At 62.7% G+C, this 11,537-nt stretch carries 13 protein-coding genes and 1 pseudogene; 5 read left to right on the top strand and 9 right to left on the bottom strand.

Going from position 1 to position 11,537, the window contains the following annotated elements; translation table 11 throughout:
- Positions 1-14: 14 nt before the first annotated feature.
- The 3 genes from MJ797_RS18525 to MJ797_RS18515 all read right to left on the bottom strand — a co-directional run bounded on the left by MJ797_RS18525 (position 15) and on the right by MJ797_RS18515 (position 2,388).
- Complete coding sequence (locus MJ797_RS18525) at positions 15-1,532, bottom strand: FtsK/SpoIIIE domain-containing protein (RefSeq protein ID WP_239336796.1); 1,518 nt, start codon at positions 1,530-1,532, stop codon at positions 15-17.
- A 119-nt stretch (positions 1,533-1,651) separates the two neighbouring features.
- Positions 1,652-1,969 carry a hypothetical protein gene (locus tag MJ797_RS18520; protein WP_239336794.1) on the bottom strand — a complete coding sequence of 106 codons (318 nt, stop codon included), beginning with the start codon at positions 1,967-1,969 and terminating at the stop codon, positions 1,652-1,654.
- Positions 1,966-2,388 (bottom strand): plasmid replication, integration and excision activator, encoded by a 423-nt coding sequence (locus tag MJ797_RS18515; protein WP_239336792.1) that lies wholly within the window; start codon positions 2,386-2,388, stop codon positions 1,966-1,968. Before MJ797_RS18515 ends, MJ797_RS18520 begins: the two co-directional genes overlap by 4 nt.
- Positions 2,389-2,578: 190 nt before the next feature.
- Between MJ797_RS18515 and MJ797_RS18510 the strand changes: the two genes are divergently transcribed.
- Positions 2,579-2,992 (top strand): helix-turn-helix transcriptional regulator, encoded by a 414-nt coding sequence (locus tag MJ797_RS18510; RefSeq protein WP_239336790.1) that lies wholly within the window; start codon positions 2,579-2,581, stop codon positions 2,990-2,992.
- Between the two features lie 81 nt (positions 2,993-3,073).
- On the opposite strand, the gene MJ797_RS18505 is transcribed toward MJ797_RS18510, so the two are convergent.
- Together MJ797_RS18505 and MJ797_RS18500 are read right to left on the bottom strand one after the other, a co-directional pair.
- Positions 3,074-3,301 (bottom strand): hypothetical protein, encoded by a 228-nt coding sequence (locus MJ797_RS18505; protein WP_239336788.1) that lies wholly within the window; start codon positions 3,299-3,301, stop codon positions 3,074-3,076.
- Positions 3,298-3,585 carry a hypothetical protein gene (locus MJ797_RS18500; protein ID WP_239336786.1) on the bottom strand — a complete coding sequence of 96 codons (288 nt, stop codon included), beginning with the start codon at positions 3,583-3,585 and terminating at the stop codon, positions 3,298-3,300. The genes MJ797_RS18505 and MJ797_RS18500 overlap by 4 nt, the downstream gene beginning before the upstream one ends.
- A gap of 227 nt (positions 3,586-3,812) precedes the next feature.
- Between MJ797_RS18500 and MJ797_RS18495 the strand changes: the two genes are divergently transcribed.
- Both MJ797_RS18495 and MJ797_RS18490 read left to right on the top strand, forming a co-directional pair.
- Positions 3,813-4,673 (top strand): helix-turn-helix domain-containing protein, encoded by an 861-nt coding sequence (locus MJ797_RS18495; protein ID WP_239336782.1) that lies wholly within the window; start codon positions 3,813-3,815, stop codon positions 4,671-4,673.
- 4 nt (positions 4,674-4,677) lie between these two features.
- Positions 4,678-5,148, top strand: a complete 471-nt coding sequence (locus MJ797_RS18490) for an NUDIX hydrolase (RefSeq protein WP_239336779.1) — start codon at positions 4,678-4,680, stop codon at positions 5,146-5,148.
- Here the strand turns inward: MJ797_RS18490 and MJ797_RS18485 are convergent.
- The gene (locus tag MJ797_RS18485; RefSeq protein ID WP_239336776.1) at positions 5,136-5,690 is read right to left on the bottom strand and encodes an HD domain-containing protein; all 555 of its coding nucleotides are present in this window, start codon (positions 5,688-5,690) and stop codon (positions 5,136-5,138) included. The genes MJ797_RS18490 and MJ797_RS18485 overlap by 13 nt on opposite strands.
- Positions 5,691-5,966: 276 nt before the next feature.
- On the opposite strand from MJ797_RS18485, the gene MJ797_RS18480 reads away from it, so the two are divergent.
- The gene (locus tag MJ797_RS18480) at positions 5,967-7,229 is read left to right on the top strand and encodes a RelA/SpoT domain-containing protein (RefSeq protein WP_239336769.1); all 1,263 of its coding nucleotides are present in this window, start codon (positions 5,967-5,969) and stop codon (positions 7,227-7,229) included.
- A 61-nt stretch (positions 7,230-7,290) separates the two neighbouring features.
- Positions 7,291-8,427, top strand: coding sequence for a toll/interleukin-1 receptor domain-containing protein (locus MJ797_RS18475; protein ID WP_239336766.1), 1,137 nt, complete (start codon positions 7,291-7,293; stop codon positions 8,425-8,427).
- A gap of 360 nt (positions 8,428-8,787) precedes the next feature.
- Here the strand turns inward: MJ797_RS18475 and MJ797_RS18470 are convergent, their stop codons facing one another.
- The 3 genes and pseudogenes from MJ797_RS18470 to MJ797_RS18460 form a co-directional block, all read right to left on the bottom strand.
- Positions 8,788-9,420, bottom strand: a complete 633-nt coding sequence (locus tag MJ797_RS18470) for a restriction endonuclease (protein ID WP_239336834.1) — start codon at positions 9,418-9,420, stop codon at positions 8,788-8,790.
- Between the two features lie 33 nt (positions 9,421-9,453).
- Positions 9,454-9,789 (bottom strand): annotated as a pseudogene (locus MJ797_RS18465) (winged helix-turn-helix domain-containing protein); the annotation flags it as partial.
- A 457-nt stretch (positions 9,790-10,246) separates the two neighbouring features.
- Positions 10,247-11,281: a hypothetical protein gene (locus tag MJ797_RS18460; protein WP_239336764.1), complete on the bottom strand. Its 1,035-nt coding sequence runs from the start codon at positions 11,279-11,281 to the stop codon at positions 10,247-10,249.
- Positions 11,282-11,537 lie beyond the last annotated feature (256 nt).

Below are 11,537 nucleotides of genomic sequence, written 5' to 3'. Positions count from 1 at the left end.
CTCCGCCGGACCAGTCATGCCGCCTGTCCGTCCACGTCCGGGGTCCAGCCATCCGGACCACTACCGACCACATCGATCAGTTCGGCGACTGCCGGCACCGGATACCGCCGCGCCATCCGGGCAATCTCGGCGTCGTCGACCCAGCAGGCCCGGACCCGGACCGGGTCGGCCTGCCCGTCCAGCAGGACGTAGCCGACCCCGGGCATGTCTTCGCTGATCTCGTCAGCGCGTGCCCCACGGTCGCGGGCACCATCGCCCAAGACGAGGTCGACCTGGTCGGTTTCGGTCATCCGCAGCGCGACCCGGACCGGGAACAGATCCCGAAACGGCAGCACCTCTTTACGCGGGTCCTGCACCGCCCCGACCACCACCACCCCGGGTGCCCGGCCCTGGGAGAGCAGCAGCGGCAGGGACGCCGCCAGCCGCCGCTTCAGCTCCCGGTCGGTGACATAGGAGGTGAGGGAGGCGATCTCATCGACGATCACCACGATCAGCGGTTCACCGACCGTCGGAGTGTGCAGCCGGGCGACCCCCCGCAGCCGGGCGGCGCGTTTCCGCATGACGGTCACGGCGTCGTCGAGGAGATCGGCGATGCTGTCGGTGTCGGTCGCGAACCGGGTGAACATCGCCTGCCCGAATGCCAGTTCCATGCCGCCTTTCGGATCACAGACCCACAGCTCCACCAGCCCCGCACGCACGGCCGGGCCGAGGCCGCGGATCGTCGACCAGATAACCGAGCCCTTCCCCGCCCCAGTCGCCCCGGCGATCAGGACATGGGCGCCACGCACGGGCAGCCGCCACAGCTCGCCGTCTTCCCGGCGGCCCACCGGCAGCCCCGACAGATCCACCGGCGAGCCGTCATCATCCCCACCGTCTCCATCCGCATCCGGGCCGTCCAGATCGAGGGGCGGGACGGGGTCGGCGAGGGGATCACGGCGGGTGAACTCCACCCAGACGAACCCCACCTTCCGATCCGGACGCACCCGACACGACCGGGCGCGGAAGGCGTGGCGCAGTGCTTCGGCCTGCTCCGCCCACTGCTCGGGGGTCTGTCCGTAGAGCAGCTCCACCCGCAGCCGGTCCGCCCACCGATCGCAGCGCACCTGACGAATCCGCGGGAACGTCTCGGCGAAGGAGACCCGCTCGGCGTTCGACGTCGGCATCCGGATCGCCAGCCCGGTATGGACCATGACCGGCCGCCACCGCCACCGGTAGATGACCAGCAGCCGCCAGCGGCCGCGGAGCCAGCGGGCCAGCCAGGTGAATGACCGGCGATGGATCAGCCGCCAGACGACGGCCACCAGGAGCAGGCCGGCAACGCCCAGGCTCAGCCCGGTCAGGCCGAACCGCTCCCGCACCACGAGCACGGCGAGCAGCAGACCCACCGGCACCGGATGCCGGGCCAGGAACACCACCAGGTGGACGAGCATTTTGCCGGCCAGCCCGACAAGCAGCATCCACAACGGCACATCCACGGTGGGATGCCGGGTCGGGACTTCCGGAAAGGGCCGGGAGCCGTTGATTTGGGCCATGACAGATCACACCCACCTTGCCTACAGACGAAAAGAAATAAGAATCAACGGTCCGGGACGAACGGAGAAGAAAGAAACTCAGACAGCCGTCCCGGACCCCGCGACGAGCCGAACCCGGCTCAGGCCGCTCTGACCGACCCGGTCTTTACCTCGCCGGCCATCCGGTCCAGCACGAGCCGTTCACAGTCGATCAGATAGTCGTTGGCGGCCTGCACCAACGCGTGAGCGAAATCAATATGATCAGCGGTCATGATCCCATCTGCTGTGGAGAGAGACAGGTGGGCGCCGGGGGTGTTCAGTGCGAGGATCGGCCGCTCATCCGGGTAGGTGAGGCAGCGCACCGACCAGTCCGACCCGACGTGCAGGCCCACATGCCAGCTCGACCCGACCGTCACCCGCTCGCCGCCGCTGCCCGCGGTGGACGTGTGCCCGGTCATGCCGCCGCCCGACCGTCGGCGACCCGCCGGCCCGCGGCGCCGACCGGCCGCATGCCCTTGGCGCGCAGCGCCAGGCCCAGTTTCGGGGTCGGGCCGAACCTGTTCACCCACGGCATGACCGTCAACCCCTCGAACTCCACCGGCCGCAACGCCGTGCCCGCCACCGGCTCCGGGGGCACCGGCTGCACCGGCGCGGGAATCTTCACCTTCACTTCCGCCGAGCCGGCCCGTGCGTTCGGGTCGGCGTCCATGACCCGCACCGCCCACACCAACACACCAGTAATCTTGTCGCGTTCCTGCGGGTCGGCTACCCCCGCCTTGACCTTGTCGAAATCGTTGACCGGTTCCACGCCGAGTACATACGCGCCGTGGGGAAACACGTCCTCGAACCGCACGGGAATCCTTTGCGGTACCGCCATCGCAGCCCACCTCCGTAGGGATCAGGTCCGGTGTCGGTCGTTCGCCGTGTTCCGGACAGCATCCACAATGGGCCGCTCATCAACCGCTTGCCAAGCGATATCCGATCTATGTATACGGGGTCTGTATGAAATCCATACACCCGGTGTGTGGAATCTCGACGCCCGTTTGCTGCACAGCTATCTTTGACAGGTGGCAAACAAAGGCGGGGTTCCGCCGTACACCGCGCGCGGCCGGGTCGAGGGTGAGAACTGGCAGGCGGTCGCCGACGCGCTCAACGCGCGTATGGCCGCGCGCCGCATCGGACAGCAGGCCCTCGCGGACGCCTCGGGGGTGTCCGTGGCGACGCTGCGCCAGATCCAGCACGGCGCACACGCCCGCCGGGTCCAGAACACGACGTTGATCGCGATCGCGCGTGCTCTCGGCTGGCCCGACGATCATCTGATCCGGGTTTTGGTCGGCAAGCGCGTCTCGGCCACCCCCAGCCATACGTCCGAACACGAGATCCTCGCCGGTATCGGCCGCATCGAACAGCAGCTTGCCGATCTCGGCCGCCGCCTCGCCGCCGTCGAGGAGATCATCACCGCCGGCACGACCAACAGGTAAAGGGCCAGAATCCGACAAGGGGCGTTGTCGCCCTTCGGGATCCCGGCCCCTGCACCTCACCGCGGTACCAGCTACCACCGCTCAGCCCGGCGCGGACGGCATCCCTTCCGACCCGGGAAGCGGCACCAGGTCACCCACCGGTCGGAACACGAGCGTCACCTCAACGTCGCCGAACGCTTCCGCGAACCCCACCCCGTCCGGTAACGCGGCCCAGGCCCGCAGCACGTCCGCCGGCCGGTCCGCCGGATGGATCGTGACCGTGCAGTTGCCGCCGTCGCGTACGACCGGTACATGCCCACCGCTGGTCATCGGTCGTCCGATCGCCGCATGGACCGTGCCAGCGCCGCATCCAGCACCAGCCGGCTTCCCGGTGGCGGTACGACAGCGTCGACGAAGAAGAGCAACGGGGTGATCTGATAGTCGCCCCAGCCCTGTTCGAGCGCGAACAGCTCCGCCGCGCCGGCCGAGTCAAACGTGATCGTGGTATCCCGGACCCGCCGTTCCTCGCCCGGCTCGAAGCGCACCACGCCCCACAGCACAGGCGTACGCTCATGCCCGCCGCTGTCGGCTGTGCCGTCCCTGGTCATTCTCATCGGCCTCACCGTCCCGTCCATCTCGGGGTTGGAGCCGGCCCGCTCGTATGAAGACACCGCTTTGACACGGGATCGGGCCGGTTGGCGACGACCTTGCCGGTACGCCGGGTGTCACGGAAGGCCGCCGGCCGTATACGCCGAAACACACGATCTATCCACTTACCGTATAGACTCATGGTGCCCGGTGAGAGAACGGACGGTCATGTACCTGCCGTCAGGAGGCGCAGATGGTGTCGGAACGTCGTCCCGTACCGCCCGCTCCCGCCGGCTTATGGGACCGGCCGGACATGGCCGAGGCGATAGCCGGCCGGGACATGGCAACCGTTCTCGCGATCTACCGGAAGTACACCGGTGCCACACAGACACAGATTGCCGGAGCCTGCGAGATCCCGCAGTCCCACATCAGCGAGATCCAGAGCGGACGCCGCCGGGTCACCAGCCTGGAAATCTTCGAACGTCTTGCGGACGGACTCGGCATCCCCCGGGCCTGTCTCGGGCTGGCCGACCGACCCGGAACCCAGCCAGCGAGTGCGTCGGCCGCGCCCGGCGAGCCCCTGCCGACGGACCTGGTCCCGGAGATCGTGCGGGTCTACCCCCACCGGACAGCGGTTCCCGGCGAGATGTGGCGGGCGTTCCTCACCAACACCCGCGACACCGTCGACATCCTCGTCATCGCCGGGCTGTTCCTCCCCGACGGGCACGCCGACCTGGTCCCGCTCCTGCGCGGCAAGGCCGACAGCGGCGTGAAGATCCGCTATACCCTCGGTGACCCCGCATCCGACGCGGTGGCGCTACGGGGAACGGAAGAAGGCATCGGCGACAACCTCGCCGCCCGAACCCGGCTCACCCTCACCTACCTGTCCGGGCTCCAGGGCGTCCCCGGTATCGATGTCCGCCTGCACACCACGACCCTGTACAACTCGATCTACCGGTTCGACGGCGACATGCTCGTCAACACCCACGTCTACGGCGCGCCCGCCGCGCATTCCCCGGTCCTCCACCTCCGCCAGACCGCCGGGGGAAGCCTGTTCGAGCACTACGCCGCCAGTTTCGAGAAGGTCTGGGCCACCACCGAAGGAGCCTGGTAGATCCGTGGCACGTATCGACTACTTCAACGACCCGAACGCCCCCGCCGCGAACAGCGTCGTCCCGTCGGTCACCGCCGTGGTCACCGATGAGGCCGGCCGCATCCTCATGGTCCACAAGACCGACAACGACCTGTGGGCGCTGCCCGGGGGCGGGATGGATCTGGGTGAGTCGATCGCGGACGCCGCCGTCCGTGAGACCAAAGAAGAGACCGGGATCGACATCGAGGTCACCGGCCTGGTCGGCGTGTACACCAACCCGCGGCACGTGCTCGCCTACGACGACGGCGAGGTCCGCCAGCAGTTCTCCTTGTGCTTCACGACCCGGATGCTCGGCGGCAGCCTGCGGACCAGCAGCGAGACCAAGGAAGTACAGTTCGTCGCCCCCGGCGACCTCGACACACTGAACATCCACCCGTCGATGCGGCTGCGGATCGACCACTATGTGGAAGGGCGGGCTACGCCCTACATCGGCTGACCGGTCGCCGCCAACCGGGCCACCGTCCGATCGATGGATGCTGCCAGCAGCGGGCGGGCACGGGCGATCGACCGTTGCACCACCGATCCCTCCCCGTAGCGGGAAAAAATCTCCGTGACCCGTTCGGGAAAGGTGAACCGCTGCCCTTTCGGGCCGGTCGTCATGTCCGCCAGGACCAGTGCGTCCATCACGGGGGAGTCCTCCAGCTCCCACGGGGCCAGTTCCTCGGACAGGCCGCGTTCCTCGGCTTCGATCCACGCGCAGGAATGGTGGGCCACCAGGGCGCACAGCCGGTGTGTGGTGTCCGGTCGTTGCGACAGATACCGGGCGCCGTCCACCGGATGGAACCGCAGCCGTGCCAGCGACGGCGCATAGCCGATGTCATGCAGCCATGCCGCAGTGACCAGAAGATCCCGTTCGACCGGGTCGACGGATGCCGCAACCTCCCGGGCCTGAGCTGCCACAGCCTGCACATGCAGCCACCGGTCACCCAACGGCATCAACAGTTCGCTCGCCAACCGCTCGGCAGCCGCTACATTCACTCACACGACGGTACGGACCGGTCGACCTGACGTCAGCCAAGCCGAGCGTTCGAACGCGTCTGACTGCCGAATTAGTCTGTTTTGAGATCAAGACGCGGCGCAGGCCGCGCCCCGCAACCGGCTGCGCGCGGCCTTGGCGGCCGTGCTCGCCGGCGCGTCGCACCCTCGGTCACCTCTCTCAACTTCGCAGGTGTAGCCTGCTCCGAATCGCACGGCGACGGCCTGTTCGCGCGCCTTGCCGCTGTTACACCTCTCGGGGAAGGTGGGGTGGCTCACATGGGGCTAATCGAAGACTTCCTCGCCCGATACAAGCGCGAATATGAATTCTACGACCAGGCTGCGAGGCTTGCAGCAAACAGGTTGGAGGTCAACCTGCGAACTGCGGGCATCCGGTCAATAGTTACCTCTCGCGCCAAGAGTCCATCCCGACTTGAGGTCAAGTGCCGCCAGCGAAACGAAACAAAATCGTACGCGAACGTCGATGAAATCTTCGAGGATATTGTCGACTTGGCGGGAATTCGTGTGGCGCTCTACTTTCCTGGAGAGCGCGACCAGGTCGACAAGATTGTAGACCGCCTATTTCGGCTACTTGAACCGAAAAAGGAATTTCCCAGACCGCCTGAAGCTACGTCACGGCAAAAGCGATTCTCTGGCTACTCTGCCGTTCACTATCGCGCGTTGCTACGGGACCACGAGCTAGCTGACACGGAGGCGCGCTATTCGGCCGCCAGGCTTGAGATTCAAGTCGCCTCCGTGCTGATGCATGCGTGGGCAGAGGTAGAGCACGACCTGGTGTACAAGCCGTTCGAAGGTGAGCTGTCAGACGCCGAGTACGCCATCCTCGACCAGCTCAATGGCCTGGTTATCGCTGGCGAAATCGCCCTCGAACAGCTTCAGCGCGCAGGCGAGACACGAGTTGCTGAGAGCGGTAGAAGGTTCGCGAACCACTATGAATTGGCAGCACATCTGATAAGCCAGGTGGATTCCCTGAGCGATGGCCCTATAGGGGACACTGGCCTAGGGCGAGTCGACCACCTATTTGCGCTCTTGGTCAAACTCAAGATCGATACGCCTGAGTTGCTGGCACCCTATATCCGCACCCTGCACGGAGACGTCGAGCGGCGCCCCCTCGCCGAGCAAATTATCGACGCCCTACTAGAGGAGGACACCGGTCGATATCAGGAATACCTCAATATTCAGGCGGAGGAGCGGGCCGCCTATGGGTCGCAACCTGCGGATGATTCGCATGCCCTGATAGGGAAATTCGTCACCAGCTGGATCGAACTCGAAAATCTCCTGCGCACCCTCTCCCAGGATACTCCTCTATCTCGTCGCACAGGTGTAATCGGTCTGGCTCGAAGGCTCCCAATTTTCGATGATCGAATTCTCTCTGACCTAGAGCGTTTGGCCAGAATAAGGAACTATCTAGTCCACGGCATTGAAATGCTCTTCCCCGCGGATCTGAAGGCAGTGACCGAGGATCTGAGGGACCTAATATCCGACATACGGTGGCGGGCAGAGAACCCGGAGGAGCTCTAACCGAAAGTACGCGTCGGGCAGCACACAAGTTGAGTCGAACCCCCATTGAAACAGGTCCAGAATGCCAGTCGCAGAGCCCGCAGGATTCTTCAGCTATGCCCATGCCGACAACGAGAATGAAGACGGAAATATACTTGCACTTGCCGAAGGCATCAGGAAGCAATACGCGCTTGTGAGTGCCGGGAAACTGAATATGTTCGACGATCAGAATCTTAGATGGGGGGACATCTGGCGCGACCGCGTCAATAAAGCCCTTTCGGCTACCACATTCTTCATCCCTGTAATAACGCCTACCTATTTTGAGCGGCCAGAATGTCGCCGCGAACTGATAGAATTTCATGGCAAGCTAAAGCAGCTAAGCATCTCTAAGGTTGACATCTCTCAGCTACTTCTTCCGATCCTATACGTCGAGGTAGACGATCTATTGGAAGACAGCGCTGATGAGTTAAAATCCCTGATAGCGGGGACTCAATATGCCGACTGGACGGAGCTGCGTTGGCTTAATCCGTCAGATGGAGCACGCCGCAAAGCGTTGGCCGAGCTTGCGCGAACCTTGTACAGCCGAGCGACCGAGCTTGACACGCGCCAGCTCCCGATTACCGACTATTCTGTTCCGTCGGACGACGACAGTTCACCTGGTGTGATGGATCTTCTCGCTGAGGGTGAAGCTGCGATCCCCCGATGGCTTGATAATTTGCAAAAGTTTGCGGTTGTAATACAGAGAGTTGGCCTGGCCGTCCAAGAGGCCACGGACGAAATTAAAAAGAACGACTCCTCGGGAAAAGGATTCGCGGGACGCATTAGTGTGTTCCGCTCACTCGCCGTAAGACTGGACGAGTCTACGGAAGACGCCGTGCGACTGGGCGACGAATACTCTTCTCTGCTCATGACGATAGATCCAGCAATTAGAACTTTGATCGACTACTCATTCAGCCCTCAACTTGACACTGAAGAGAAGGCTCAGATTTCAGAACTCGTCGAGAATATCCGAATCCTATCGCACTCTTCAGAAGCGAATAGAGAGTCACTTTCGCAATTTGTCTCTTCTTTTGCGACTCCCGCGAAAATGAGCAAAGACCTGCGCCCGCATTTCCGAAAACTGGAAGCGGGTCTGCAAAGGGTAGTTGATGGTGACGCGGTAATCCAGCAATGGAATCGTGCGATCGAGAAAGGTTCCTCGGAGGCGCTGGCGGAGTGAGTGGGGGCAGCACGCTTTGATTGCCACCGGCCTTGTGCGATACCCGAGGGCGCCAGACAGGTGGACATTCTGAACCTGGCTTCTTGCACACGCTGCAAGCAAGACTGTCGCGAGTGCCGTACTGCCTTTGTACTGCAACGGGGCTGGACGTCCATAGACGTCGGTGGACGTCTCGGAGCCCTTGACCTGCACCGACGGACGCTGATGGACGTCCGTGGACGGAGTTCCGAAGCCTACGGATCACATGGTCGCCCCGTAGCACATGCGGCCAGGACCCAGATAGCCCTACCTGGCCCTACCCTTTTGACCGTGAGAGCCACGGCAGCCGCAAGAGAGGAATGGAGTTCGGGCACCTGATGGCTAGGGTTCTCCGAAGAAGTTCTCGTCCAACTGCTTCAGTGTGAAGGATTCTTGAGTTACGACACCACAATCATATTCGATCATGAGGCGAGCTAACTGCTGGCCATCAATTAATACCAATCGAGCGTTGACTCGATCAGCGTACGTACGAGCATCCTGTGTGAAACGGTTAGTTGTGATAAAGACGCCGCGGCTAGCTTGAGCCCCGTGCAAGGCGCCAACGAATGCTTGAATTTCTGGACGCCCAACCGCCTGATCGGTATAGCGCTTTGCCTGGACGTAGACAACATCGAGTCCGAGTGTGTCGAGTCGAATCAGACCGTCCAAGCCGGCGTCATGGGGTCCGCCGAGGTGTATTCCGTCTCCCGCCAGCCCTCCATATCCCATCCTCGTCAGTAGGCGGAGAACAAGACGTTCGAGAAAGACGGGAGGCTGCTCAATGATTTTGGAAAGGAGGTCGCCTTCAAGTGCCGAATGCACTGTAGCAATTGCTTCCGAAATTGCTTCGATCGGCGAAAGATCCTCTGCTTCGATTGCACTCGGCTCAGCCGGAACGGCGACGATCTTACCCTTTCGCTCGTTAGTACGAGTTCGAAAAGTGACATACTCTGGGAATTGAAGGAGTACACCCATGTCAACGCGGACCGGATGCTCTGCCAGGATCTTGCGTCCACGATCGGTAATCTGGGTTATCCCACGGCTGGGGCGCACGAGTAGCCCAGCCTGCTTTAGATGAGTGACGCTCCATGCAAGCTTAGAATTCGTAATGAAATAACTTGTTCATTTTGAGCCTTCTGCAGGCCTGCGACCTGCGAAGATGCTCCAGAGGATGCATTTGTTATTTCATTACGAATCCTTATTGTTGAAAGCAGGCTGAGAACCGCTCGGGATCATGATGCGTTTGTCTTCCTCAGTTATCCCCATTATTTCAGCCAGCTTTTCGCGAAGCTCAGCAGTGCTGTGAAGTTCGCCGTCAGCATGGGCGGCAAGACATGGCCGCATCATCGACTGGAAGTCTGGTATCGCCATATAAGGCCTTTCTTTGGAACGCCACCGTTGCGACCCGGATCATATGCCTTTTGCCGAACGATGCCACGGCGGGCGGGTTCCGCTGCTGAGGCGAGCAGGTCGCGATGTTCCATAACCCGACGTTCCTCACGTGGTCTCCCGGCCGTCGTGCACACTGCGTAACCGTAGTGATAGTGACGCGACGACCGACGCGTTGAGACTTGGCGGCAGCCGGACTGGCAGCCAAGCCTGCTGATGACTACGGACGTTGGTGTACGTCCACGGAAAGGATCAAGGCTGCGACCTGCACGGACGAACGCCAGCGGACATTGACGGGTAAAGTATACGGCAGCTCATAATTCCCTAATCCGACGGTCGCCGTTGCTACGCAAGACGGCTAGGTTAAGCGCTTGACATACAGGGGTGTGGCAACTGCCCCGGACCTCCATCCCTATGCGCCGCAGGCGACTGTGGGAGCACCTGTCTGACAGTAAGTGATGTCTGAATCAATGCTGGCTGTCATGACGTGGTTCACGATTTTGAAGGTGCCGCCGGCCGAGGACTGAGAGTCGCCGCTAGTCAGGATGGTGACATCTCCGGCGTATATGCCGTTAGTCGTGTGTACGTTTCTGAAAGAAATGGTCGAGTGTCCACCGTTAAGGATCTTGTCGCTGATGACTTGGTCGCAGGGATAGCCGTACGGGTTTTGGTTGCACCAGACGAAGGTGCGGTAGTCCAGGAAACCTGTTGTTCCAATAACAGCCATCGAACGATCGTGCCCGAACCAGAATCCCTGGAGAGGAAGGAGATTGTCGGGCACGAGCAGTCGCTGTTGTTCGGTGGTGTATCCGGACGGGCAAGGGGCGTACTGGCCGCGGCTTGAGTCGCTGTTGTGGGTACCGGCGATGTGTAGGCGACCGTCCAACCGGTCCAGGATGATGTCCTGGTTCCAGACGGTGCAAGTCTGACCGTCCGGGCCGTCGGCGGCGTCCTGGGTACTGACGAATTGGACCGGCACCGCGAAAGAAGTTCGCACGGTGTTGAGCGCGGTGGGTGTCGCGAGAACGGCAGCGTCGAGCAGGCGGGTCGTGCGATAATCCCGGGCGATTTGGGCCTGGCTTGTCTTCGTTTGTCGATCGACGCCTTGGGCGTTGTAGACGGTCTCCCAGTCGTGTCGGTCGACAGCCTCCCAGTACCAGTGCAGGAAAGCGACAGGGTCCGGTGGGCCAGAAGCCGTGTTCGCAGTGGTTGACGAGGCAGCAGACGCGTTAAGGGCTGCGACAACAGGCGAGGCAGAGGGAGCCGTCGGGGTAGCCTGAGCGTGCACTGCAATCTGCGGAGCCTGCGGCATGATCGGTCCGTGGCCCGCGATGGCAAAGACGATCCCCGCCACGGCTACGGCGACCGCGCCAGCAGCCCAGGGCCACCGCGCACGGCGAGAGGTTCCGCCGATGATCTCCGGTTCGCTCTCGGGTCGAAGCTCCACGGTGGGGTCCCATGCGGAGGCGAGGAGGCGCGTGACCGCGGCGGCTGCCGCTGAGCCCTGAACGCGGACGAGGTTCTCGACGAGTTGTTGTGCGCTGGGCCGAGCGCCCGGAGCTTTGGCGAAGGCACGGGTCAGCAGGTCAGCGAGTTGAATGTCGATGCCGGGGAGATCGGGCACGCCGTAGACGATTCGATGCAAGACAACCGGGGCGGGGCCGTTAGGGCTCGCGTAAAAATTACTCCCGGCTGTTCGGGCG

It is taken from the genome of Protofrankia sp. CiP3 (genome assembly GCF_917627345.1).
Classification (GTDB): Bacteria; Actinomycetota; Actinomycetes; order Frankiales; family Frankiaceae; genus Protofrankia.
This window is presented reverse-complemented; position numbering and strand designations above follow the sequence as displayed.

What these genes read in the sequence shown, in the direction of transcription:
- MJ797_RS18480 (WP_239336769.1), top strand. Translation starts at nt 5,967, where the DNA reads ATGGGGCTAATCGAAGACTTCCTCGCCCGATACAAGCGCGAATATGAA.
- MJ797_RS18525 (WP_239336796.1), bottom strand. Translation starts at nt 1,532, where the DNA reads ATGGCCCAAATCAACGGCTCCCGGCCCTTTCCGGAAGTCCCGACCCGG.
- MJ797_RS18495 (WP_239336782.1), top strand. Translation starts at nt 3,813, where the DNA reads ATGGTGTCGGAACGTCGTCCCGTACCGCCCGCTCCCGCCGGCTTATGG.
- MJ797_RS18475 (WP_239336766.1), top strand. Translation starts at nt 7,291, where the DNA reads ATGCCAGTCGCAGAGCCCGCAGGATTCTTCAGCTATGCCCATGCCGAC.
- MJ797_RS18470 (WP_239336834.1), bottom strand. Translation starts at nt 9,420, where the DNA reads ATGGGTGTACTCCTTCAATTCCCAGAGTATGTCACTTTTCGAACTCGT.
- MJ797_RS18520 (WP_239336794.1), bottom strand. Translation starts at nt 1,969, where the DNA reads ATGACCGGGCACACGTCCACCGCGGGCAGCGGCGGCGAGCGGGTGACG.
- MJ797_RS18515 (WP_239336792.1), bottom strand. Translation starts at nt 2,388, where the DNA reads ATGGCGGTACCGCAAAGGATTCCCGTGCGGTTCGAGGACGTGTTTCCC.
- MJ797_RS18500 (WP_239336786.1), bottom strand. Translation starts at nt 3,585, where the DNA reads ATGAGAATGACCAGGGACGGCACAGCCGACAGCGGCGGGCATGAGCGT.
- MJ797_RS18505 (WP_239336788.1), bottom strand. Translation starts at nt 3,301, where the DNA reads ATGACCAGCGGTGGGCATGTACCGGTCGTACGCGACGGCGGCAACTGC.